Below are 24,025 nucleotides of genomic sequence, written 5' to 3'. Positions count from 1 at the left end.
CGCAACCCCTTTTTTTAAGTTTTTTATATTTTTTTCACTTTTATGGTTTGGTTGTCACTTTTTTAAGCAAATTTCTACTATTTTTTTCACTTTTATGGTGATTTGAGTTAAATACATACTGTCAAACTACTGTTAGAATAGCTTCAATCACAAAATTTGTTGCTTTGAACTCAAATTTAGGAATTTATATGCATCGTTTTAATTTTCTATGGGCAAGTCTGCTCAGTATAGGTTTGACCTCAACGGCATTTGCTCAAGATGCATCTTCAGAATCTCTTATTCAGGAAAGCTCTAATGCCACCCAGACTATAGAGGGCAATGAAGCTATTACAACAACAGAAAATTCAATTGACAGTAAACATCCTCGCTTGGATGCTTTAAAAGAATTAAAGTATGTCAAAGTTGAAAATTTAAAAGTTGATGCAAATGCAGCACAAGCTGATGATGTCAAAGATCCTTTACAACCATTAAACCGTGAAGTTTTTGCATTTAATGATATGTTAGATCGTAATGTTGCACGTCCACTTGCTGTACAGTATTCAGAAAAAGTACCTGAAGATGTTCGTGGCTCTTATAGCTCATTCCGTAAAAATCTCAGTGAGCCTTGGAATGCGGTCAATCAATTGGCGCAAGGTCGTTTTAGTCGTGCAGCAAAAACTTTAGGTCGTTTTACTATTAATACAGTGACCTCTTTAGGGTTTGCTGACCCTGCAAAACGCTTGGGTATGCCAAATGAAGATGAATCCCTCGGCACAACTTTGGGTTATTATGGTATTCCAAGTGGTCCTTATTTAATGTTACCAATTTTAGGACCGAGTACTTTACGTAATTCTTTAGATTATGTTGCTGAAGGCTATGCCAATCCGCTGACTTATCCAATGGATCACAATGATCAAACTGGTTTAATTTGGGGTAATCGTGTTGTTGGCGGCATTAATGCGCGTTCTCGTCTTTTAGAATTTGAGGGTGCTTTGCAAGGTGATAAATATGCAGCGATTCGTGATATTTATTTACAACGTCAAAGTTATAATATTGCCAAGAAAAAAGGCTTAGATGCTGAAGCAATTTCTTTTGTTGATGATGATGTAGATGATGCATCAACCGATGCAGAGCAATAATTTAATTTTGCTCTCACATATTTTGTAAAACTTCTCTTGTGTTGGCATGTTCTTAGATATGCCAACACCTCTTGGTTATCTATTTCACATCGTCTAACATATATTCAGATATATCAGCTTTTGCATTAGGATCATTGAATAACTTTATGTATTTCATTCAGCCCACTCGTACCATACCGAATTTAGACAAAGTCCTAAATGCCCTTCCGAGTCTGCAAATGATCAATATTGAAGATATTCACTTATATGATCCTACTGTAATTGCAATTGCAGATGTACAAGACTATTTACAATATCAATGGAATCTACCCACTGTTGCGATCGCATTTGAAAATGAAGGTACTGCCTTGTCGCAAGCTTGGGAATTAGGTGCATTAGCGGGTTGGATTTGGACACGTTTGCCAGCTCACCCTGAACATTCCTTATTAAAAATAGATGCACAATATAAACGTAATCAAGATAGCCGTGATCTACCTTCTGCTGCCGAATTACAAAAAAAGCTGTTACCCAATCCAATTGAACTACAAAATTATAAAGTAGAGACTTTATTTAAACCTTCTGCTTATTTGTCAGGAGATTGGTACGATTATTGGAAAATCAGTGATAAAGAAATTATGTTTTATCTCGCTGATGTTTCTGGGCATGGCGTCACCAGTTCTTTATTGACCTCTTGGATGGCTGCATTTCATGGTCGTTCCAAAACACCAAGAGAGCTGATTAAAAAGTTAAATGGCATGTTGGTTCAGGAAAATATCGAAAAGCACATTACAATGATTGCAGGGATTTTAAATTTAGAAACACATGCTTTAAAATGGTCGAGTGCAGGACATTACCCTCCTCCGATTATCTTTGAACCAAACCAAGCACCTCGTGTTTTAAATACCAGTAGTTTTCCTTTAGGCTTAACTGAAGACCTTGAGGTTGAAGAGTTTGAGTTGGTGTTAAACCGTCACGCTCGTTTTATTATTTGTTCAGATGGTGCGCTTGAACCTTATACAGGTGGCTTAAATGAACAATTCTCTCAATTAGTCTATCATTTGCAAAATCAATCATTCAAAACCCCAAATCATGTTGCTGATGATATTGCCATCCTTAGTTTACGAAGAATGAATTAATTTATTATTCAACAGCTTAATCCAATATAGACTATTCTCTAACCCATCAATACTTGAGTATAGAGTTGCGCTATGTGATAATTTTCCCATCCTTCTCTGCAAATGGCATTTATATGTCAACAGGTCATGTTGAATATGCAAGCTTGAATGGAACGCATATTTTCAAACTTATTGGTGAAGTGCGAGCCCAATCTTGTATAAGCTTAGACAAACTTTTGGCACGGATTGAACAGCAAGAAAACGTCGTTGGCGCTATTGTTGATTTGACCCAAACCACATTTATAGATAGTACAGTTTTAGGTGTACTGGCGAAGTTAGGCTTAAAGCTGAAACAAGTCCATCACATCCAAGCGGTCATGCTATCAACAAATCCAGATATTACGACGCTTGCCAATAGCATGGGCTTAGGGCAGGTTTTTGTCATCTTAAATTATTGTGGCGACCCAGGTGTTTGCACCAATGCTTTGATTGATGACAATGTGAATCATAGCACCATGTTAACCACGGTCTTAGATGCACATAAAACACTAATGAAACTCAACGAAAATAATCAAAACATGTTTGAACCATTAGTAAAACAACTCGAAAAACAGCAAGATGACATGGAATGTGCATCTCAATCTGTGCCACAGCACAATGCTTAGCTTTTAAATAAAATAAGGAATAATCATGACTTTACTTTCTGTTGTTCAAATGAACTCGCAAAATGACATTGAAGCAAACTTCGGTGTAATTGAGTCGTTGATCCAACAGAGTAAAGCGGATGGTGCATCCTTAATTGTTTTTCCTGAAAATTTCGTCTGTTTCGCAGCAGGTAAACAGCGCGAAACTGCGGCTCGTTTTGAAGACATTCAACAACGTTTGGAAAATCTCGCCCATCAATACCAAATTTGGATTGTTGCAGGGACTTTACCTTGTCCTTTCCGTCCTGATGGTTCGATTATTGAAGATGGTCGGGTGCGTACTGTGAGCTTGTGTATCAGCCCCGAACGTACCGAAGCACGTTATGACAAGATTCATTTGTTTGATGTGCAAGTCGGTGATGCGGTTGGCGGTTATCAGGAATCGAAATTCTTTGAGCCTGGGACTGATGTGGTTGTGGCAAAAACACCATTTGGCAATATCGGTTTAATGGTGTGTTATGACTTACGTTTTCCTGAACTGGCTTTAACACTACGTTCGCAAGGTGCAAATATACTGACTGCCCCTGCTGCATTCACCTATACCACAGGTGAAATGCATTGGCAGTTATTGCTTCAAGCCCGTGCGATGGACAGTCAATGTCAAGTTTTGGGTGCAGCGCAACAAGGGTGGCATGGTGAAAAACGTCAGACTTGGGGACATGCAGGTGCAAGTAATAGCCGTGGGCAAATTTTGCAAATTACGGATCAAGAAGGTGCGCAACTTTTAACTGTGCCTTTTGATTTAACAGAGCAAGAAGCAATTCGTGCGTCTATGCCTTTGATGCAACATCGGGTTTTAGTGCAATATTAAAACCAATCACTTTTATTTCGCCTCACCTTTTAATCCATTGTAAATTTACAAAAACACTGCTTATTCTTTCGGCATTTTCAGACAGGATGTTTATTCCAATTAAAATTTGTAAGCCATAACAGGGAAATAATCATGTCTTTAGAAAAAGTCATTTATACAGCACATGCCAAAGCAACAGGTGGTCGTGATGGTCGTGCAACCTCTTCGGATCATATTTTAGATGTAAAATTGGCAGTGCCAACAGAAATGGGCGGTGCAGGTGGTGGAACAAACCCTGAACAGCTTTTTGCTGCGGGTTATTCTGCGTGTTTCTTAGGTGCGATGAAGTTTGTTGCCAACCGTGATCATTTAAAGATTACACCTGATGCTTATATCGAGAGTAAAGTCGGTATTGGTCCGATTCCTACAGGTTTTGGGATTGAAGTGAAGTTAAATATTCATTTGGAGGGTTTGGAACAAGCTGAAGCACAAAAATTGGTAGATGCTGCGCATATCGTTTGTCCTTACTCTAATGCAACGCGTGGCAATATTGATGTGACATTGAATGTGATTGTTTGAAATTAAAGACAGATGCCTAAGTTAAAAATTTAGGCATTTTAATAAGTTATATTCGATAAAATATTCCTATTTATTTTCAAATAGTCTATCTTTATTTTAGAACGCTAAGGTATGTATAGAAGCTCAACACTCTATAAATACTCAAAGAAATACTAATTGAAGAGAATGCTCACCAAAATGAATCAATTAACAATACATTTCGAAAATTGTTACGGAATTAAAAAATTACAACATAATTTTGACTTTACAAAATCTCAAGTACAAATCATTTATGCACAAAATGGAGCTATGAAATCATCATTTGCTAAAACATTTGAAGATATTTCATTAGATAAGCCATCAGAAGATAGGATTTTCAGTGACAGGGTAAATCATAGATCAGTTCTTATAGATAATAGGAATATTACTAAAGAAGAAATATTTGTAATAAATAGAATGCAAGATGTTGACTTCAAAGAAGCCTCAACTATTTTAGCTAATGAAACACTAAAAACTGAATATGACTCAATTCATATAAAATTAAATGAAACAAAAAAAGAATTTTTTAAGACTATTCGTCACTATTTTGGTTTAACTGAAAAAGCAATTGAACAAACTATTTTCGATACCTTTCAAATGGATATTTACAATTTTATAGAAAGTAAAAAATCAGAAATTGACAGTATTCAGAGCCCTATTTTAACTAATATAGTTTTCAGTGAGATCTTCAATGAAAAAGCAACTAAATTCTTATCTGATAGATCCTTCAATATAAAAATCAAAGAGTATATTGAAGTTTATGATAAACTCATTGATGAAAGTTCAGTTGTATTTAAAAGAGGAGAATTTAATCATCATAATGCTGAAACTATAACAAAAGCTTTGAAAGATAATGGATTCTTTAATGCTGAACATAAAGTAAAAATTAATGGTCTTGAAATTGGCAATGCAAGTGATTTAGAAGATACAATTAAAACAGAAAAAGATAAAGTTTTAAATAACCCCGATCTCATTAGTAAATTCAATGAAATTGACAAAGTTCTTAACAATCATGCTGATCTCCGTCGATTTAGGGCTTATATTCAAGAAAATCAAGAAATTCTTATTGAGTTTTTAAATTTAGAAAACCTTAAAAAAAAGCTTATATTTAATTACTTTGCATCACACAAAAGTGAATTTGATATCTTTATAAAAATTTATAATGAAACTAAAACTAGACGCGATGAAATTACAAATGAAGCAAAGAAAGAACAAGATGATTGGATAAAAGTTATTGATATATTTCTAAACAGATTTACAGTCCCTTTTAAAATTAAAGTTAAAAACCAGGAAGATGTAATTTTAAAAAATGAACCTGCTTCTTTAGTTTTTATATATGAGGATGGGAACTATACAAAAGAATTAGGTGGAGTAGAAATAAATAAAAGTTTAAGTACTGGAGAACAACGAGTCTTTTATCTATTAAATATTATCTTCCAAATTGAAACAAGAAGAAAAATAGCATCTGACCAATTATTCATAATTGATGACATTGCTGACTCATTTGATTATAAAAATAAGTACGCAATCATTGAATATTTAAAAGACATAGCAGACGATAAAAAGTTTAAAATAATTATTCTTACGCATAATTTTGATTTTTACAAAACAATTATAAATCGCTTAGAAAGCGTAAATAAATGGAATGGAAATTTTAAAGCTATAAAATCAATTAGTGAGATCAAATTAGTACAAGGGGAGAAAAAGGATGTTTTTCCTCAACTAAGAGCTAATTTCCATACTTGTGAACGATCATTTATTTCTTGTATTCCATTTGTTAGAAATTTAATTGAATACACTATTGGAACAACGAATTCTAATTATTTAACACTAACTTCGTTATTACATATTAAACCTGCACATACGACAGAAAATATAAAAAAAACAAAAGAACATACAACAGGAGATATTTTAACAATTTTTAATACTGTATTTGGTATGACAGAAATTTTGCCTAATCCAAATAAAAAAATTTATGATTTAATTTTTGAAATAGCGGAACAAATTGAAGCAAATAAAGCTACTGAACCAGTTTTAGACTTAAAATCAAAACTTTGTTTATCGATAGCTATAAGATTTAAGACTGAAGAGTACATCATTAGTAAAATTAGTGATGCAACTTTTCACACAAATATTTGGAAAAAGGAAACGGGAAAAATAATCGGTCAATATAAAAAAGAGTTTCCTAACAACAAAAATGAAATTGAAATCTTCGATAGAGTTAATTTAATGACAGCAGAGAACTTACATATAAATTCATTTATGTACGAACCATTAATGGATCTATCAGAAAATCATTTAGTAACCTTATATAGTGACCTAAAAACTTTAAGCAACTCTAGCTAATCTAAAATGGCTAAAAAGTGAAGTTAATTAACTTCACTTTTTTAAATATTCAGTAAGTTTACTTTTCCTCACTCTGCTGCTTCATTGGTGACACGTAAAACCTCTTCCATCGTGGTTTTACCTGCCAAAACTTTCCGCAAACCATCATCACGAATCGAACCTGCATCACGACGCGCATATTCCTCAAGCTCATATTCAGCAGCATTGCCATGAATCAAACGACGCATCTGCTCATCGATCGGGACGATTTCATAAATCGCAGTACGACCCGTAAACCCAGTATGCGAACAATGATCACATCCATTTGGCACAGGTAATTTTAAATTCGGTTCAGATGAAACAGGCTTAAACACATCCCTTTCAAAATCATCCGCTTCACGCCACGTATGACAATGCGAACAAAGCGTTCTCACCAAACGCTGTGCAATCACACCAATCAAAGAACTGGATAATAAGAACGGTTCAATGCCCATATCTTTTAAACGCGTCACCGCACCAATCGCAGTATTGGTATGCAGTGTTGATAACACCAAGTGACCTGTAAGCGATGCCTGAACTGCAATTTCCGCAGTTTCAAGATCACGAATCTCACCGACCATCACCACATCGGGATCTTGACGCAGCATAGCTTTTAAGGCACGAGCAAAGGTCATATCGACTTTGGTATTGACCTGTGTCTGCCCAATCCCTTCAAGCTGATATTCAATCGGATCTTCAGCCGTCAGGATATTTTTAGATCCATCATTTAGGTCAGAAAGTGCAGCATAAAGTGTGGTGGTTTTACCCGAACCTGTTGGACCTGTAACGAGGATGATCCCGTGTGGACGATGCACCAAAGTCGTTAAACGATCATAATCACTTTGCATGAGTCCCAAATGGGTCATGTTCAAACGCCCAGCTTGCTTATCCAACAAACGCATCACCACACGCTCACCATGTGACGATGGCAAAGTCGATACACGGACATCCACTTCACGCCCTGCAAGACGCAAAGAAATACGACCATCTTGCGGAACTCGCTTTTCGGCAATATCCAGTTTTGCCATGACTTTAATACGTGAAACCAACAAAGGTGCAAGTTCACGGCGTGGCTGGACGATTTCACGTAGCTGACCATCCACACGTAAACGCACGGATAATTTCTTTTCAAAAGCTTCAATATGAATATCAGACGCACTGACACGGATGGCTTCAGACAATAATGCATTAATTAAGCGGACAATCGGTGCATCGTCTTCTTGATCCATCAAGTCTTCTGTTTCAGGAACTTGATCTGCTAAACTCAATAAATCAGGATGGTCTTCAAGTCCTGCTGCAACTTGTTGCGACTCACCTGTTTCACCCGCATAACTTGAACTGAGCAGTTGATTAAACTCAGTTTCAGAACTTAATTGATGGTGTGCAGGACGTCCTAAATAGCGGCGGGCTTCTTGAATGGCAATATGTGCCGTATTTTCACGGCGAACAATAAACACTTGATCGCCTTCGTAGCGTAGCAGCACACCATGTCGCTTTGCAAAACTATAGGGTATTTGTAATTGTTTAAGGACTTGCATTACAACTTATATGAATGATTAAAATTGTTTTGAGTGTACTCTAAGCGCATGACAGCGTGAAGTCTGTTTTTTAAAGAAATGATCAGAGGAATGAAGCCTTTTGTCCATAAAAAATGAACATCTAGAACCCGAACTTCCTGATCTGAAATGGTGGGGGGAGCAAAAATTTGAGTTAAATCAGTCCAAAGCATGGCAATTTGGCTCTACCATGATGCGTTTGACACGTGGTTTGCAAGAATGGCGTTTGGAATATTATCGCCCCCAGTTTCAATATGACTATGAGCAGCAATGGGGTTGCATCCATGATGTGCATTTCGCCTTTCCGCAGCCTGTGCATGTTGAACGCTATATGTTCAGGGAAACACATAATACCTTTCAGCTCATGCCCCGTTTGGCGGATCGTTCAGTGGTGATTCGCCCTGTAGACCCGATTTATATTCCCGCAGGGCAACGAGGCACACTATATATCAGCACACCACTATGGATCGCAGGTTTTGTCCAAGCACAAAAAGAACCTCTCTTTGATATTCCTGTGATTTTACCCAAAGACACTTGGTTTGGTCCTGACCATCGTAATGGGGAAATGTGCTATGCCACTGCTGTCGATGGTCGAACTGAATTGAATCTGTTACGACCACGTGCTTTTCGGGCAGTCACTCCGATTGTTTTCCATAATATTAGTAGCCATCAATTACGCTTTGACCGTATGAATGTACCTGTGCCTGCCTTGCCTTTATTTTATAGTGAAAGTACTGGGCGACTTTGGACATCGCAAATTAAAGTCATCTATGAAGGTGATGACCGCCCTGCTCGAGTTAAAATCGAAAATCGCACGCCACCACTTGCAGGTGAAGTTGTATATGTACATCCACCCCGCTCACCAGGTGGTGCATTATTTAATATGTTTGATTCATTCTTCTAAGAGGTCAGCATGGCAGAAAGTAATATTCCAAAAGACATTGCTGATAATTTAAAAGGTATTTTTACCAATATTAACACCGACCGCCTCAGTGAAATTGTGGTGGCAGTTGTCCTATGTTTTGTCGGTTTTTTATTGGCTCGGATTATTTCAAATACATTTATTCGAACGATTGGAGCTCGTTTTAATGCACATCAACGTTTGGTATGGCGACGTGGAATTTTCTACTTCATTTTCATGATTTTTGTCATGGCAAGTTTAAAAGAAGCTGGCTTTAAACTGAGTGTATTTTTAGGTGCAGCAGGGATTTTGACGGTTGCATTAGGTTTTGCTTCCCAAACGTCTGCATCCAACTTGATCAGTGGTTTGTTTCTCATTGGTGAAGGTTCATTTGAAATTGGCGATACCATACAAATTACCCTAATTCGAGGACATACCATTGAGGGAGAAGTGATTTCGATTGATTTACTGTCTGTTAAACTTTTAACCATGGACAATGTCTATGTCCGTTTACCCAATGAACAACTGATTCGAGCACCCGTACACAATCTTTCAAAATTTCCAATACGGCGCCTGTCGATTACTGTTGCAATTAATTTTACAGAAGATATTAATAAAGTACGTGAAGTCCTGATCGAACTTGCCAATGATTATTCGTTGGTTCTTGCTGATCCAAAACCACGTGTAACAGTATCTGCTTTTGCTGAGTCTTCGATTGAAATTCTATTTACCTTGTGGTGTAAACAAAATAATTATTTACAAGTGAAAGATGAAATTCATGAATTGATTCAAAATCGTTTTGTGGAAAATCAAATCGAAATTCCAGTGCCGAAAATTGGCTTTGTGGATCGTCCACCTAGTCAGCAGGATGGTTTGGAAAATGAAAATCTTGATGTCTATGCCCATGCACAAGAGTTAAAACACGAGCAACAGCAAAATAAACATTTGTAAAATATTTCTGATCATCAATCAGAATATTTCATACCAACCATTTCCCGTTCTTTATTTTCCATCAGCTCCTCATCTCAAATCAGAAAGGAGCTTTAATCTGATCCATGATTTTATTTTAAGAGGGTAAAGACTGATTTTCAGTCTCAGGAATCGGTGCAATATACGCAATAATCAGCATCACAAAACCTGCACCCAAAAATGAAATCACACGAGTCAATGTACCAATATGCGATAAATCAAGCAGTACCAATTTTAATGTCACCAACATTAAGATACTGCCGCCCAAAATCCACAACGGTCGCAGATTTTTTTGGCTCGCATAACGCATCATTACAAATGCCAAACTGACCCACAGCAAAGTAAAACTCAATTGAATGGTGGCATTGTCCCAAATCGCCAATTCATTATAAGGCGTTTGAAAATATACATGCAAAGCACGCAGCAGCACATAACTGCTGAGCCACAGCACGCTAAGCACAGATAAAATCGCAATAATGCCCCGATCCAAGCCTTGTTTGAGCTGTAAACTCAGCATCCAAATAAAACCGACTAAAATCGCAATACTGATCAAATCAAATGGGTTGAGAATTGGCAATACATAATATTCAAAGGCTTGTTGTGAAAATAACTGTGAGCAAATCATCCATAACAGCACCAACACTAAACTGCTGCGGGTTTGCCAAAATATTGCCCAATTTTCATTGTGCTTTTGGCTATAACACCATGCACAAAAGACCAAAGGTAAAATCATGACACTGATATAGGGCATCGCAGGGACAAGACTTAAACTGCTGAAGCACAGGCTCAGTAAAGTCCCAAGACTCACCCATTCTTTTTCCAATTGTACACTTGCTGAAGGGCGCAACCACAACACGCTCAGCAAAACCCCTGTGACTGCAACAGCAACCCTTTCCCATGAAGAATACCATTCGATCATCCCCAAATGACTTCGATCAATCACAAAGACCAATCCGATCACATACAAAGGAATCACACCAACCCATTTGGGAATCAGCCAAGACCATGTTGCTTTACGCCACAATAGCACTTCATTCAGTATCACATACAAGGCACTGACCACAGACAAAGCCAAAATGTATTGATGTTCTCCGTCAAAATGGTCAAACAACAACACAAACAACATCGTGGTTGCAGCAAGTAACAGCAAACTAAAAAAGACAATGGTTGAATGTGTCATTTGTTTTTGGAAATTTTCATGCAGATTGGCGAGTACAACCACAGCGAAATAACTGAAGCTCAATGCCCAATACATCGTACTTGGGAAATAGCTTAATTCCACCAAGTAATACACACTCAATCCACCTGCCACGATCAACAATGCAATCGCAAGATAGCGACTTAGTGTAGATTGGCGATATAGCGCAAAGATGAAAATCAACACACCTTCAAGCGCCCAACCAATGACACTCCATTCTTCTTTCAACAAAATCGGTGGAATCAAACTGATAAAAATCAATGCCAAACTAAAATAACTTTGTGAAATTAACTGCACAGATTGATTGCGTTTTGCCAAACCATATAACACGGCAAATAGTGCAGCAAATGCCAAACTTAAGCCCGCTTGCCACAGACTTTTTTCAAAATACATCAGATATAAAAACGCATAACCCACAATCGGTGCACCAAAAATCAGTGCAATATCCAAAGCGGGTTTTAGTTTAAATTGCTCCACATCTTGCTTTGCCAATAACTGACTAAAACGAAAACCGAGCCAAATGAAAATCGCTGTATGTGCACCGACCAATATCGCTAAAGTGTCTCGTTCTTGTATTTGCCCATGAATAAAAGCATAACTGCCCGCCACAATCACCGTCATTAAAAATGCAATTTGATTGAGAATTTTCCAAGGGCGTAATGTGGTTAAAATCGCCACACAAAGATTGATCACCAAATAATAAGCCACAAATTCAATCGCAGTCGCAGCCCGTACAGGCAGTGTAAATGGTGCAGCCGCAGCAATCACCATTGCCATCAATGCCAATTCAATGCTTTGCTGTTTTAAACTGAGATACAAGGTCAACAACATAATCACAGCAAAACATAGGCTTGCACTATAAATATTGGGAACGACATGATTGTAATAGGCAAAAAATAAGGTCAGGAACAATCCTGCCAAGCCCAAAGCTTCAAGCGCCAAAGCAAAACTACGATTTTTCGGTTGTAAAAATACGCCCAAAGCGGTGATTGCAAAACTCACAGCCGCCACGATGGCAAGCTTAATGCTCAAACTCAATTGCCAATGTTCAGTGGCAAAACGCAGCAATAAAATAATGCCGATCACAAGCACTAAAATCGCCACTTTTAACACAGGATTACCCTGAAAAACCCATTGCTTGATCTGTTCAACAAAGCTGATCTCTGTATGAGTGCTTGTTGTAGCTGTTGTTATATCTGTCGCCACTTCAGATGATTCTGCAAGATTACCCTGAGACTGTACGACAGGCAAATTGACCATATTTTGCAAACGAAGTTGAATGTCTTGGACATAGCGTTCAAGCCGCCTGAGCCAACGCAGGAAAAAGAAAATCCAACTCGTCAGCCCCAAACCAATCAGCCAACTCCAATGCAAAGTCATCCCCACCACAGCAAAAATCGATGAGATATACAGGGGTACTTTGGAGGTAAATTGCACAGGAATATTTTGCTGCGCAGCAAGATCAGTCAATGGTTTTTGCAAAGCATCGACATAGTGCATCACACTCATGACAAAGCCAAGACCACACAGATAAGTGATGACATGCGCCTCATAAAACCACGCTGCCACAGCCACAATGGTCAATACCATTAACCAAATGATCCGAATTTCACTTTGCCCTTTTGGCATATCACATGTGTCTCTTTCCTGAGTATAGTGATCATACAACAGCCTGAGCTGCTCATTCGCTAAATTCGTCAGATATTCAGTAACAGAAGCAACACCGTTGTCACTTCGCAACTGCGAAAAATCACGTACAATAGCGTTATTATTTGAATTAGGAATGTCTCGATGCCACCATTTGTATTGGTTGATGGTTCATATTTTTTATTTCGTGCCTTTCATGCACTGCCACCATTAACAACCTCAACAGGGTTACAAACCAATGCGATTCGTGGTGCAATTTCTGCGATCCAAAAACTGATGCGCCGTGTACAACCGACACACATGGCGGTGATTTTCGATACACCTGAACCGACTTTCCGACATCAACTGTCACCGATTTATAAAGGTGATCGTCCAAGCATGCCTGATGAATTGGCACAGCAAATCCCTTATTTACACAATTTAATTCGTGCATTGGGCATTCCTTTGCATATGCTGCCGGGTGCGGAAGCCGATGATATTATCGGTACATTGGCAAAACGAGCAGAAGCTGCCGGTCATCAAGTATTGATCTCGACAGGCGACAAAGACATGGCGCAATTGGTGACAGAAAAAGTTACCCTTGAAGACAGTTTCAAAGACAAGCCGATGAATATTGACGGGGTCATTGAAAAATTTGGTGTACGTCCTGATCAAATTATTGATTATTTAACCCTGATGGGCGATGCCTCAGATGGCATCAAAGGTGTACCGGGTGTAGGTGCAAAAACGGCAGCAAAACTTTTAAATGAATACGGCACGATCAGCGGTATTTTGGAAAATGTCGACAGTATCAAAGGCAAAGTTGGACAAAGCCTCAAAGACAATACGGATGGCATCAAACTTGATCATCAACTTGCAAGTATCATCATTGATTTGGATCTCAATCTGACCTATGACGATTTAAAACTTGCTGAGCCCAATGTTGAAGAATTACGTAATCTCTATACTGAGCTTGAATTCCGTAATCAGTTGCAATCACTCGATCATCCGAATAACCCAAACAGCCCAACATACAAACAAACGAGCAAAGAAATTGCCAAAACGGAACAAAATGTTGTTCATGCAGATGACCAAGCCACTTCAAGCAGTGTCGATGACCAACTTGGACAAGCCAATTACCATACCGTTTTAACTCAAGCGGATTGGGAAATATTCTTCCAAAGACTCAGTACTGAAAAACGTTTTGCCATTGATACGGAAACCACAAGCTTAGATTATCGTGTTGCAGAAATGGTGGGCTTTTCGGTGGCTTTCGATGCAAAAGATGCCTATTACATTCCACTTGCACATGACTATGAGGGTGCACCTGAACAACTGAATCGTGATGAGATTATCCAAAAAATCAAACCGATTTTAGAAGATCCAAAAGTTGAAAAAATTGGACATCATTTAAAATACGATGCGCATATTTTTGAAAATCATGGCATTCATTTACAAGGTTGGTACTTTGATACCATGTTGGCATCCTATGTGCTCAATGCCGTTGCGACTCGTCATGGCATGGATGATGTAGCTCGAGTTTATCTCAGCCATTTAACCACGACTTTTGAACAAATCGCAGGTAAAGGCGCAAAACAAAAAACCTTTAACCAAATCGAGCTTGAAACGGCTGCACACTATGCCGCAGAAGATGCGCATGTGACTTATCGCTTATATGAAGTGCTTGATCGTAAACTGAAAGAAATTCCGCCACTCAGCGAAATTTTGCACAACATTGAAATGCCTGTTGCCAATGTTTTGACCTCTATGGAAGAAAATGGCATTGAATTGAATTTGGCATTTTTAGATCAACTCAGTGTTGATTTTGCTGAAACTATTCAAAATCTTGAAAATCAAATCATTGAAATCGCAGGTGAAAGCTTTAATGTCGGCTCACCCAAACAAGTCGGTGAAGTCCTTTTTGAAAAGCTCGGCTTAAAAGGTGGCAAGAAAACAGCGACAGGTCAGTACAGCACTTCAGAAGCGGTTTTGGAAAAAATTGATCATCCAATTACCGCTTTGATTATTGAATATCGTGGTTTGACCAAACTGAGAAGTACTTATACCGAAGGTTTATCTAAACAAGCCAATCCTGAAACCCATCGTGTGCATACAAGTTATCATCAAGCACTGACGGCAACAGGTCGCTTATCCTCAACTGATCCTAACTTGCAGAATATTCCTGTACGTGAGGAAATTGGTCGTCAAATCCGTAAAGCCTTTGTTGCACCGAAAGGTCGTGTGTTGCTTGCAGCCGATTATTCACAGATTGAATTACGTTTAATGGCGCATTTCTGTCAAGATGAAGCGTTGGTACATGCCTTTAATCATGGGCAAGATGTGCATCGCCGTACAGCCTCTGAAGTGTTGGGGGTTGCGCTTGAAGATGTCACTTCAGATCAACGTCGCCAAGCCAAAGCAGTCAACTTCGGTCTGCTTTATGGCATGTCAGAGTTTGGTCTGATTCGTCAGCTTGGTTTCACTCGTCAAGAATCACAAGATTATATCAAGCAATATTTCCACCGTTATCCGGGTATTTATGAGTATATGCAACGTACTCGCCAAGTGGCTTTGGAACAAGGCTATGTTGAAACCATTACAGGTCGCCGTTTATATACGCCTGATATTGATGCACGAAATATGATGGTGCGTAAAGGTGCGGAACGTGCTGCAATCAATGCGCCATTACAAGGTTCTGCGGCTGAAATCATTAAAATGGCAATGATCGAAGTCGATAAAATCTTACCGAAAGATCAAGCTAAACTTCTGCTGCAGGTGCACGATGAATTGGTCTTTGAAGTTGATGAAGCCATTGCAGATCAATTGGCTGAACAAATCAAAGACGTCATGCAAAAAGTCTGTACTTTATCTGTGCCTTTAGTTGTCGAAGTCGGTAAAGGCAACAATTGGGATGAGGCACATTAAACTTTAAATAAGTTCCCTCTCCTCTCAGGAGATGAGAAATACTATTTCGCAAAAGGAGAGGTGATTTTTATAAAAAATCCTTCTCCAATAAAAAAGGACTCAATCGAGTCCTTTCTTTTTAAATCATTCAATTACAAACCAGTCAATAAAACTTTAGCGACTTCATTCATTAAAATTTCAGCGATATAGAGTGCAAGGAATGCTAGAATTGGAGATAGATCAATCATGCCCATATTTGGCATAATTTTACGAAATGGTGCTAATAATGGCTCTGCAAGCTCTTGAATCACTTCAATATAAGGAGAACGAGCCTGTGTTAACATCGTCACCCAACTCAAAATAATCGTTGCAAAAATTAAATAACGACAGAAGCGAATCAAATCCTGAATCATCGTTACAAAGGTCAAAATCAATAAATGTATAGGGCTATTTGGCATAGCACCTTGTAAATACATGATTCCAAAAATTTTCAATAAATACAGAACAATCAATAATGCCAATGCAGCAGTATTTACTCGTCCTTTAGCAAGAGTTGGAAAAATGCGGCTAAATACATCCACAATTTTAGTCGCTTTTACCGTAGACAACACCACAGGGTTATACGGACTCACCATTGCCAATTGCATCAAAAAACGGAAGAATACAAGCAAAATTGCGACGTTAATAATAATGCCAAAAATCTGCGCAGAATTCGCACCCATATCGGAATATTCCTAAAATAAAATCAATAATTAAATTAATTATTTCGTGCTATCACTTAATTCTTGTGCCAACTCTTGACTACGCTTTTGCGCAGCAGCCAAAGCCGCCTGAATATTTTGAGAGATTTGCGCACGATCAAAAACTTCTAATGCTGCTTGCGTTGTCCCATTCGGCGAAGTGACATTTTTGCGTAATTCAGCTGGTGTATTTGAACTGGTAATCGCCATTTGCGCAGCACCAAGAGCAGTCTGCAAAGTCAATGCAGTTGCCACTTTTTCATCCAAGCCCATGTTTTTACCTGCACGAATCATACTTTCCATCATATAGAAAAAGTATGCAGGACCTGAGCCTGAAACTGCTGTCACGGCATCGATTTGTGCTTCAGTATTTACCCAAATCGTTAAACCTGTGGCTGCCAAAACCTGACTTGCCAAACCACGATCAGCTGTAACAACATTTTCATGAGCAAACAAACCATGTGCACCTGTTTGCACCAGTGCAGGCGTATTTGGCATCACACGTACAATACGCTCAGTACCCGTCAACTCCGCAATCGTTGCAATTTCAGCACCTGCAACAATGGAAATAATCAGTTTATTTTCAAACAAACCTTTTAGTGGTTTTAACAAAGCGCCAAGTACTTGAGGCTTTACAGCTAAAACCACAACATCTGCATTTTCAATTGCTTCGACATTATTATCTGTCACATGTACATCTTTCTCTTGTAATAATTCACGAATCTTTTCCACTGGATCAGATGCTGTAATTCGTGTTGCAGGCAGTCCTCGGGTAATCAAGCCACCAATTAGGGCTTGAGCCATATTTCCACCGCCAATGAAAGTAATATTACAATTTAAAGCTGCACTCATGAATTACGCTCGTTTAACTTTTTGCTCGCTAAGACATTAAATTTGGCAGCCAACCATCAACTTCAACATAGTCCGATTGTGCTAACCAAAAACCTTTCGGTGTAAAAACACCAAGCATAACATTATCTATGCTTAATATTTGAATTGTATGACGCAACCAAGGAAAAATATGCTGATTTTGGATGGCTTTTTTCAGTGGCCATGTTCCAACACGCCCATACAAATGAATTTTTTCTCCGCCTACACGATATTGCAGCCGAAGTGTCTGATTTAGCAAAGCCATCGACAAACCCATTTTTTCTGCTTGGATTTGAAACTGCCCAGAGGCTAATGTTAAATCCTGCCCTATTTCACAACAAATTTCTGCAATATTTTGCTCAGGTACGTGCTTGCTTGCCAAATAAGTTTCGGCAGTTAAACGATATAAAACATTTTGAAATCGCAGATAATAAAATTGGTTCCAATGTAAAGCAGCTTGTGCATCATTTTTGGAAGCAATCACCTCATTTTGTAATCGCTCTACCATCTCAAAACTCGGACGGTAGCCATCCTGACCTTTCATCCAAACCGATAAAAGCTGTCTTTGCCGTGCCTGTGATAACATTGCAAATTGAGTTAAATCTAATCGTTCAGTATTGCCGCACAATGTGAGATCCTGCTGCAAAACCTCAGTCAAAATTTCATCCGCATCTTGCATCAAAATGCTAGTACGAACCAAAGCTTGTTGCATTTTTGGGTAACGGCTTTGCAAAATATGCCAAAGTTCGTGCCTACACCATGCCCGATCATAATGGGTATCGAGATTGGTTGGATCATCCACATAGAGAATATGGCATTGTTCTACCCATTGGCAAATCTGCTCACGACTAACATCTAAAAGCGGTCGCCAAATGATAAAATTTTCACGTATATCTAAGCTTTTCATCGCTGTCAAACCTGATACACCTGCACCCGAAAGTAGACGCAACATCAATGTTTCAGCTTGATCTTGCTGATGATGTGCAAGGACTAAAATTTCATTTGGCTGTAAATGTTTTAAATAAGCTTGGTAACGCGCTTCACGTGCTTGATTTTCAAGATTACCTTCAGCAACGTGAACTTTTTCGATAATAATGGGAATATTTAAAGCGTGACATTGTGCAGCAACAAAATCTGCCCAGTCATCACTAATCGCTTGTAATTGATGATTAATATAAATCGCTCGCACCTGTTCGGGACACAAGGCTGCCATTAAATACAACAACAGCATGGAGTCCATGCCGCCGCTGCACCCAATTAGAAACTGGGTATTTTCTTGAAATTGCTCAGACTGTTTTAAGAAGCCAGACCTAAATTGTCGCTGCCAAACTTCATTAAACGTTGGTAACGTGCTTCGCATCGCTCGTTAGCATCCATAGTTTGTAATTCATCAAGCGCTTGTTTTAACACATCTTTCAAAGATTCCATTACTTTTAATGGATGTAAATGTGCGCCTTCACCTTCATCAACCACATATTCAACAATGCCAATTTTTTGTAATTTGTCAGCAGTTAATGCCAATGCTTCACTCGCTTGTTCTGCTTTTTCAGCAGTTTTCCACAAAATCGAAGCACAGCCTTCAGGTGAAATCACAGAATAAATACTGTGTGAAAGCATCACTACACGGTCAGCAACACCAATACCCAATGCACCACCAGAACCACCTTCACCTAAAACCGTTGCAATCACAGGCACTTTTAAGCTAGAAAGTTGCGCAAGACTTGTTGCAATTGCTTCTGCTTGACCACGTTCCTCTGCGCCAACACCAGGATATGCACCCATCGTGTCGATAAAGGTAAATACTGGCAGATTAAAACGTTCTGCCATATCTAATAAACGTTGAGATTTGCGATAACCTTCAGGATTACACATACCAAAGTTATGCTGTAATTTTTCACGGGTGCTACGACCACGGTGCTGACCTACGACCATCACAGGCTGGCCATTAAAACGTGCTAAACCACCCACCATCGCACCATCATCGCCATAAAGACGATCACCATGTAATGTATCAAATTCTGTAAAAATTTCGCCTACATAATCCAAAAATTGCGGACGCTCTGGATGACGTGCAATTTGAACCGTTTTCCAAGCTTTAGATTGAGCAGCTTTATTTTTCATAAGTCGAGTATTATCCCTAATTCGCCGATGACTCACACCGAGAAATTTGTGTTAATCGATAAACTGTTCCGACTGAATATTCAATTCAATGTCCCAATGCTTAAATTGCAGTTGCTCATCATGCAAATCGGCAACGAGCAATGGCCATTGTTTGGCATCACCAGAAACGCTGAGTTGCCATTGTTGCTCATTCTGAACTGTTAATTCAATGGCAGGAAGCATCTCATCGCTACGACTATGATTGAGTAAAACTGCGAGACGAAGCAATACACATAGATAAATAAGCTTATATCCACCGACTCTCATCACATCAATTTTGCTGTCTGTGCGCAATTTTCGGCGATGATGAGCGACCAAATGTGACAAATGATTCTGATCAATTTGTGAAAAACCAGGAATATCTGAATGCTGAAGGAGATAAGCACTGTGCTTATGATAACCACTGTGACTAATTGCTAAACCAATTTCATGTAAATAGGCAGCACGACGTAATAAATCACTATCATCATTATTTAAACCCAATGCAGATGCAACACTGTCAAATAAATGCTGTGCAGTATCGACTACACGTTGGGCTTGCTTTAAATCAGCATTATAACGTCCGATCATCGCTTGCACACTGCGGTCACGAATGTCTTCATGCTGAAAACGACCCAATAAGTCGTACATTACACCTTCACGCAATGCACCATCGGAATAAACCAATTTATCAATATTTAAAATTTCAAAAACCGCATATAAAATCGCAAGACCTGCTGGCAACACAGCACGGCGATCTTCTTTTAAACCTTCAAATTCCATATCTGAAACATGTTTATATTTCAGCATTTTATCTTTAAGTTTTTCTAAGCCTTCACGAGTCAGATTTTCCTGATCATCGCTCCAGCCCATATTTACCGTAATCTGACGACATGCCTTGATCGTACCGCTTGAACCCACGACCGTATCCCAACCTTCGGCTTTATAGGTATTGGCAATCGAAGTTAATTCTTTACGGGCTGCAACTACGGCTTTATCAAAATCTTTCTGGCTAATTTCACCATCAGGAAAATAGGCTTTGGTAAAAGCTACACACCCCATTTGCAAAGATTCAGTATGGATTGGTTCAAACTCTTCGCCAATAATCAATTCAGTTGAACCACCACCAATATCAATCACCAAACGACGACCACTATTTGCCATCGTGTGTGAAACACCCAAATAAATCAAACGGGCTTCTTCACGACCTGCAATAATTTCAATCGGCTTAGGTAGGATTTCTACGGCTTTTTGAATAAATTCTTGACCATTTTTCGCTTGGCGCAAAGCATTAGTTGCCACAATTCGCAAACGATTCGGTTGAACTGAACTTAAACGCCCAACAAAACGAGCCAAACACGCCAAACCTCGTTGTTGTGCAGCTTCAGTTAAATTTTTATTTTCATCTAGCCCAGCGGCAAGCTGAACTTTTTCTGACATTGATGCTACTTTTTTTACTTCGCCATGATCAACGCGTGCAATCGCTAAATGAAAGCTATTCGACCCCATATCAATGGCAGCAAGTAATTCTTCATCAATCAAAAAATCAGACATTATTTATACAAACTCATCCAGAAGTGTGCCTAGATTAATTCACCTACAGACAATTGAAAAGCCATTTATGTCGACAATTCGCTGAGTCATTATTTTTTCTACATTTGTGACAGTTGTATGACAATTTCAAAGCTCCGATTGTACTTATCGTGAGCATCAATTAGACAAATTCACAATTAAGATCGAAAATTTACCTATTCCCCTACTCTGTATGAGATGTCTATGTAATACTTATAGACATAGATGACATCTTTAAAATATTTTGGAGCAAAATCCATGTCAGGCAATATCGTAAACACTACAGATGAAAACTTTGATGCTGATGTTCTTCAATCTGACATTCCTGTGATTGTTGATTTCTGGGCAGGTTGGTGTGCACCTTGTAAAGCTATTGCACCAGTACTTGAAGTTTTATCTAATGAATATGAAGGTAAAGTTAAAATCGTCAAAGTTGATGTGACCGCATGTGAACAAACTGCTGTGAACTATAACATTCGTAACATTCCAGCATTGTTAATGTTTAAAAATGGCGAAGTGGTTGCACAACAAATCGGTGCTGCACCTAAGTCAAAACTAACTGCTTTCATCGACGAAAACATTTAATTCAGTGTTTAATTGTCAATTATTCTTCAAAATACGTCATAAAAATATGGCGTATTTTTCTTCTATACATTGACATTTTTAAGTTCTCACTTATATTCCATGCATGAGAAAATTTGGGGTTGATTCCAATTTCTTACAACACAACACATAAGATCGCCGCTCGGCAACAGAAATTGTTTTACACATTTCTCCTCGAAAGAACTAATTAGATTCTGAGTTTTGTTATTGTGCAAATACAATTACACTCACCTATTGTACTGCGGGCGACTTTTGCTTCTTTCTATTATCTCTGTGTACCACACATCCTTACATCAATCTGACCATCTATGAACTTAACTGAACTCAAGAAAAAACCGATTGGCGAACTCATTAAGATTGCTGAGTTTATGGGCCTTGAAGGAATGGCTCGTAACCGCAAACAAGACATTATTTTTGCCATCTTAAAACGCCATGCAATGAATGGCGAAGAAATTTTTGGTGATGGTGTTCTAGAAATTTTGTCTGATGGGTTTGGCTTCCTACGCTCGGCTGCTGGCTCTTACCTTGCAGGACCAGATGATATCTATGTGAGCCCGTCACAAATTCGCCGCTTTAACCTTAGAACAGGTGATACCATTACAGGTACCATTCGCCCACCTAAAGAAGGCGAACGTTATTTTGCTTTATTAAAAGTAAATCAAATTAACTACGACACCCCTGAAAATTCACGTAATAAAATTTTATTTGAAAACTTAACGCCACTTTTCCCAACTGAACAGTTGATTATGGAATTGGGGAATGGTTCAACCGAAGATTTAACTGCACGTGTTGTTGACTTGATCGCACCGATTGGTAAAGGTCAACGTTCAATCATTGTTGCTCCGCCGAAAGCGGGTAAAACAATGTTATTACAAAATATTGCGCAGTCAATTGTACGTAATAACCCTGAATGCTTCTTGATTGTTCTTCTTATTGACGAACGTCCAGAGGAAGTGACAGAAATGGAACGTACAGTGCGTGGTGAAGTCGTTGCATCTACATTTGATGAATCACCTGCACGTCACGTCCAAGTTGCAGAAATGGTGATCGAAAAAGCTAAACGTCTTGTTGAACACAAAAAAGACGTTGTGATCTTGCTTGACTCAATTACTCGTTTAGCACGTGCTTATAACACTGTTATTCCTTCATCAGGCAAAGTATTGACTGGTGGTGTGGATGCACATGCACTTGAGCGCCCAAAGCGTTTCTTTGGTGCTGCACGTAATATTGAAGAAGGCGGTTCATTGACCATTATTTCTACTGCTTTGATTGAAACAGGCAGTAAAATGGATGAAGTGATCTACGAAGAATTCAAAGGTACAGGTAACCAAGAAATCACGCTTGATCGCCGTATTGCTGAAAAACGTGTCTTCCCTGCGATGAATATCAAGAAATCAGGTACACGTCGTGAAGAACGCTTAATGAGTGAAGAAAATCTGCGTAAAGTTTGGATTTTACGTAAGCTTTTACATACACAAGATGAATTAGCAGCAATGGAATTCCTACTTGACCGTATGAAAGAAACCAAAACCAATGATGATTTCTTTGATCAGATGAAGCGTAAAGCAACGAACTAAAATTTTATTGATTGAATAAGAAGGCTATCTATAACGATAGCCTTTTTATTTGGTTGACTTTGTTTACATAAAATTACATAGAGCATTCATGTTTGTTATTATATGTTGCAAACCTTTGAATAATAATATTTTTATTTAATAAAAACTATGTTTTTTAAGCAGTTAGAGTGTAATAAGCCAATATAAAAAGCAAAATTAATTGTAAATACCTGTTAAAAAAACGTCATTTTATCACCTTTTTTGGCATTTTTTTGATTTTGGGCAGTAGCAATTCTAAATCCGCAGTGATAGCATATTCGCATACCAGTTAGACTGCTATGCACAAAAGCAAAAAACAGGCTAACTTGGGTTTTTTGTCTCAATTTAATTTATGAGAGTGATGCCATGTTATTCAAAAAAATCGCTATTGCTGCTGCAGTTGCTACTACTTTAGCTTTCGTTGGCTGTGCTAAGAAAGATGACGCTGCTACTGCTGATGCAAACGCTGCTGCTTCAACTGCTGTAGCTGCTGCTTCTGAAGCTACTGCTGCTGCTGACGCTGCTGCTGCTTCTGTTGCTGCTGACGTTACTGCTGCTGCTTCAACTGTAGATGCTGCTGCTAACACTGCTGTTGCTGCTGCTTCTGAAGCTACTGCTGCTGCTTCAACTGCTGCTGCTCAATAATAATCACTTTAGATTATTATCAGAAAAAGAGAACCTTGGG

General features: G+C 38.6%; 19 protein-coding genes. 12 read left to right on the top strand and 7 right to left on the bottom strand.

Annotated elements, in window-relative coordinates; translation table 11 throughout:
- The first annotated feature begins 188 nt into the window (after positions 1-188).
- From AVJ19_RS09275 to AVJ19_RS09250, 6 genes are all read left to right on the top strand, one after another.
- Positions 189-1,118, top strand: a complete 930-nt coding sequence (locus tag AVJ19_RS09275; protein ID WP_111859449.1) for a VacJ family lipoprotein — start codon at positions 189-191, stop codon at positions 1,116-1,118.
- Between the two features lie 146 nt (positions 1,119-1,264).
- The gene (gigA, locus tag AVJ19_RS09270) at positions 1,265-2,233 is read left to right on the top strand and encodes an RsbU family protein phosphatase GigA (RefSeq protein ID WP_111859448.1); all 969 of its coding nucleotides are present in this window, start codon (positions 1,265-1,267) and stop codon (positions 2,231-2,233) included.
- Positions 2,234-2,346: 113 nt separating this feature from the next.
- Positions 2,347-2,877: an anti-anti-sigma factor GigB gene (gene gigB, locus AVJ19_RS09265; protein ID WP_111859447.1), complete on the top strand. Its 531-nt coding sequence runs from the start codon at positions 2,347-2,349 to the stop codon at positions 2,875-2,877.
- 25 nt (positions 2,878-2,902) lie between these two features.
- Entirely contained in the window at positions 2,903-3,727 is an 825-nt protein-coding gene (locus AVJ19_RS09260) for a carbon-nitrogen hydrolase family protein (RefSeq protein ID WP_111859446.1), read from the top strand.
- A 132-nt stretch (positions 3,728-3,859) separates the two neighbouring features.
- Positions 3,860-4,285, top strand: a complete 426-nt coding sequence (locus AVJ19_RS09255) for an organic hydroperoxide resistance protein (protein WP_111859445.1) — start codon at positions 3,860-3,862, stop codon at positions 4,283-4,285.
- 177 nt (positions 4,286-4,462) lie between these two features.
- Complete coding sequence (locus AVJ19_RS09250) at positions 4,463-6,649, top strand: hypothetical protein (protein WP_111859444.1); 2,187 nt, start codon at positions 4,463-4,465, stop codon at positions 6,647-6,649.
- A gap of 68 nt (positions 6,650-6,717) precedes the next feature.
- Here AVJ19_RS09250 and gspE read toward each other — a convergent pair whose 3' ends face one another.
- The gene (gspE, locus tag AVJ19_RS09245) at positions 6,718-8,205 is read right to left on the bottom strand and encodes a type II secretion system ATPase GspE (protein WP_111859443.1); all 1,488 of its coding nucleotides are present in this window, start codon (positions 8,203-8,205) and stop codon (positions 6,718-6,720) included.
- 100 nt (positions 8,206-8,305) lie between these two features.
- Between gspE and AVJ19_RS09240 the strand changes: the two genes are divergently transcribed.
- Both AVJ19_RS09240 and AVJ19_RS09235 read left to right on the top strand, forming a co-directional pair.
- On the top strand, positions 8,306-9,127 hold the full coding sequence (locus AVJ19_RS09240) for a hypothetical protein (RefSeq protein ID WP_111859442.1): 822 nt from the start codon (positions 8,306-8,308) through the stop codon (positions 9,125-9,127).
- A gap of 9 nt (positions 9,128-9,136) precedes the next feature.
- Entirely contained in the window at positions 9,137-10,075 is a 939-nt protein-coding gene (locus tag AVJ19_RS09235) for a mechanosensitive ion channel family protein (RefSeq protein ID WP_111859441.1), read from the top strand.
- 115 nt (positions 10,076-10,190) lie between these two features.
- On the opposite strand, the gene AVJ19_RS09230 is transcribed toward AVJ19_RS09235, so the two are convergent.
- Entirely contained in the window at positions 10,191-12,920 is a 2,730-nt protein-coding gene (locus AVJ19_RS09230) for a DUF2339 domain-containing protein (protein ID WP_111859440.1), read from the bottom strand.
- 162 nt (positions 12,921-13,082) lie between these two features.
- Between AVJ19_RS09230 and polA the strand changes: the two genes are divergently transcribed.
- Positions 13,083-15,842, top strand: coding sequence for a DNA polymerase I (gene polA / locus AVJ19_RS09225; RefSeq protein ID WP_111859439.1), 2,760 nt, complete (start codon positions 13,083-13,085; stop codon positions 15,840-15,842).
- Between the two features lie 131 nt (positions 15,843-15,973).
- Here polA and AVJ19_RS09220 read toward each other — a convergent pair whose 3' ends face one another.
- Genes AVJ19_RS09220 through ppx form a run of 5 tightly spaced genes read right to left on the bottom strand, consistent with a single transcriptional unit; the run spans position 15,974 to position 21,124 of the window.
- Positions 15,974-16,543 (bottom strand): YggT family protein, encoded by a 570-nt coding sequence (locus AVJ19_RS09220; RefSeq protein ID WP_111859438.1) that lies wholly within the window; start codon positions 16,541-16,543, stop codon positions 15,974-15,976.
- A 39-nt stretch (positions 16,544-16,582) separates the two neighbouring features.
- Positions 16,583-17,413: a pyrroline-5-carboxylate reductase gene (gene proC / locus AVJ19_RS09215; protein WP_111859437.1), complete on the bottom strand. Its 831-nt coding sequence runs from the start codon at positions 17,411-17,413 to the stop codon at positions 16,583-16,585.
- 28 nt (positions 17,414-17,441) lie between these two features.
- A complete protein-coding gene (gene tilS, locus AVJ19_RS09210; RefSeq protein ID WP_111859436.1) occupies positions 17,442-18,791 on the bottom strand; it encodes a tRNA lysidine(34) synthetase TilS in 1,350 nt (449 codons plus the stop codon).
- Positions 18,728-19,552: an acetyl-CoA carboxylase carboxyltransferase subunit alpha gene (locus AVJ19_RS09205; RefSeq protein WP_111859435.1), complete on the bottom strand. Its 825-nt coding sequence runs from the start codon at positions 19,550-19,552 to the stop codon at positions 18,728-18,730. Before AVJ19_RS09205 ends, tilS begins: the two co-directional genes overlap by 64 nt.
- A 51-nt stretch (positions 19,553-19,603) precedes the next feature.
- Positions 19,604-21,124: an exopolyphosphatase gene (gene ppx, locus AVJ19_RS09200; protein WP_111859434.1), complete on the bottom strand. Its 1,521-nt coding sequence runs from the start codon at positions 21,122-21,124 to the stop codon at positions 19,604-19,606.
- 276 nt (positions 21,125-21,400) lie between these two features.
- Here ppx and trxA point away from each other — a divergent pair, with 276 nt between their 5' ends.
- From trxA to AVJ19_RS09185, 3 genes are all read left to right on the top strand, one after another.
- On the top strand, positions 21,401-21,727 hold the full coding sequence (gene trxA / locus AVJ19_RS09195; protein WP_111859433.1) for a thioredoxin: 327 nt from the start codon (positions 21,401-21,403) through the stop codon (positions 21,725-21,727).
- Between the two features lie 326 nt (positions 21,728-22,053).
- Complete coding sequence (gene rho, locus AVJ19_RS09190) at positions 22,054-23,322, top strand: transcription termination factor Rho (protein ID WP_111859432.1); 1,269 nt, start codon at positions 22,054-22,056, stop codon at positions 23,320-23,322.
- Between the two features lie 384 nt (positions 23,323-23,706).
- Positions 23,707-23,985, top strand: a complete 279-nt coding sequence (locus AVJ19_RS09185) for a hypothetical protein (protein ID WP_111859431.1) — start codon at positions 23,707-23,709, stop codon at positions 23,983-23,985.
- Positions 23,986-24,025 lie beyond the last annotated feature (40 nt).

Origin of the sequence: Acinetobacter sp. CFCC 10889, assembly GCF_003268395.1 — a bacterium.
Classification (GTDB): Bacteria; Pseudomonadota; Gammaproteobacteria; order Pseudomonadales; family Moraxellaceae; genus Acinetobacter.
The sequence above is the reverse complement of the archived record's forward strand: the minus strand, read 5'-3'. Positions and strand labels throughout refer to the sequence as shown.

Bases quoted from the DNA above. Each gene is read 5' to 3' on its own strand.
- gspE (WP_111859443.1), bottom strand. From the start codon at position 8,205: ATGCAAGTCCTTAAACAATTACAAATACCCTATAGTTTTGCAAAGCGA.
- AVJ19_RS09260 (WP_111859446.1), top strand. From the start codon at position 2,903: ATGACTTTACTTTCTGTTGTTCAAATGAACTCGCAAAATGACATTGAA.
- tilS (WP_111859436.1), bottom strand. From the start codon at position 18,791: ATGCGAAGCACGTTACCAACGTTTAATGAAGTTTGGCAGCGACAATTT.
- ppx (WP_111859434.1), bottom strand. From the start codon at position 21,124: ATGTCTGATTTTTTGATTGATGAAGAATTACTTGCTGCCATTGATATG.
- polA (WP_111859439.1), top strand. From the start codon at position 13,083: ATGCCACCATTTGTATTGGTTGATGGTTCATATTTTTTATTTCGTGCC.
- rho (WP_111859432.1), top strand. From the start codon at position 22,054: ATGAACTTAACTGAACTCAAGAAAAAACCGATTGGCGAACTCATTAAG.
- proC (WP_111859437.1), bottom strand. From the start codon at position 17,413: ATGAGTGCAGCTTTAAATTGTAATATTACTTTCATTGGCGGTGGAAAT.
- AVJ19_RS09275 (WP_111859449.1), top strand. From the start codon at position 189: ATGCATCGTTTTAATTTTCTATGGGCAAGTCTGCTCAGTATAGGTTTG.
- AVJ19_RS09250 (WP_111859444.1), top strand. From the start codon at position 4,463: ATGAATCAATTAACAATACATTTCGAAAATTGTTACGGAATTAAAAAA.
- trxA (WP_111859433.1), top strand. From the start codon at position 21,401: ATGTCAGGCAATATCGTAAACACTACAGATGAAAACTTTGATGCTGAT.
- gigB (WP_111859447.1), top strand. From the start codon at position 2,347: ATGTCAACAGGTCATGTTGAATATGCAAGCTTGAATGGAACGCATATT.
- AVJ19_RS09230 (WP_111859440.1), bottom strand. From the start codon at position 12,920: ATGCCAAAAGGGCAAAGTGAAATTCGGATCATTTGGTTAATGGTATTG.
- AVJ19_RS09205 (WP_111859435.1), bottom strand. From the start codon at position 19,552: ATGAAAAATAAAGCTGCTCAATCTAAAGCTTGGAAAACGGTTCAAATT.
- AVJ19_RS09255 (WP_111859445.1), top strand. From the start codon at position 3,860: ATGTCTTTAGAAAAAGTCATTTATACAGCACATGCCAAAGCAACAGGT.
- AVJ19_RS09235 (WP_111859441.1), top strand. From the start codon at position 9,137: ATGGCAGAAAGTAATATTCCAAAAGACATTGCTGATAATTTAAAAGGT.
- AVJ19_RS09220 (WP_111859438.1), bottom strand. From the start codon at position 16,543: ATGGGTGCGAATTCTGCGCAGATTTTTGGCATTATTATTAACGTCGCA.
- AVJ19_RS09185 (WP_111859431.1), top strand. From the start codon at position 23,707: ATGTTATTCAAAAAAATCGCTATTGCTGCTGCAGTTGCTACTACTTTA.
- gigA (WP_111859448.1), top strand. From the start codon at position 1,265: ATGTATTTCATTCAGCCCACTCGTACCATACCGAATTTAGACAAAGTC.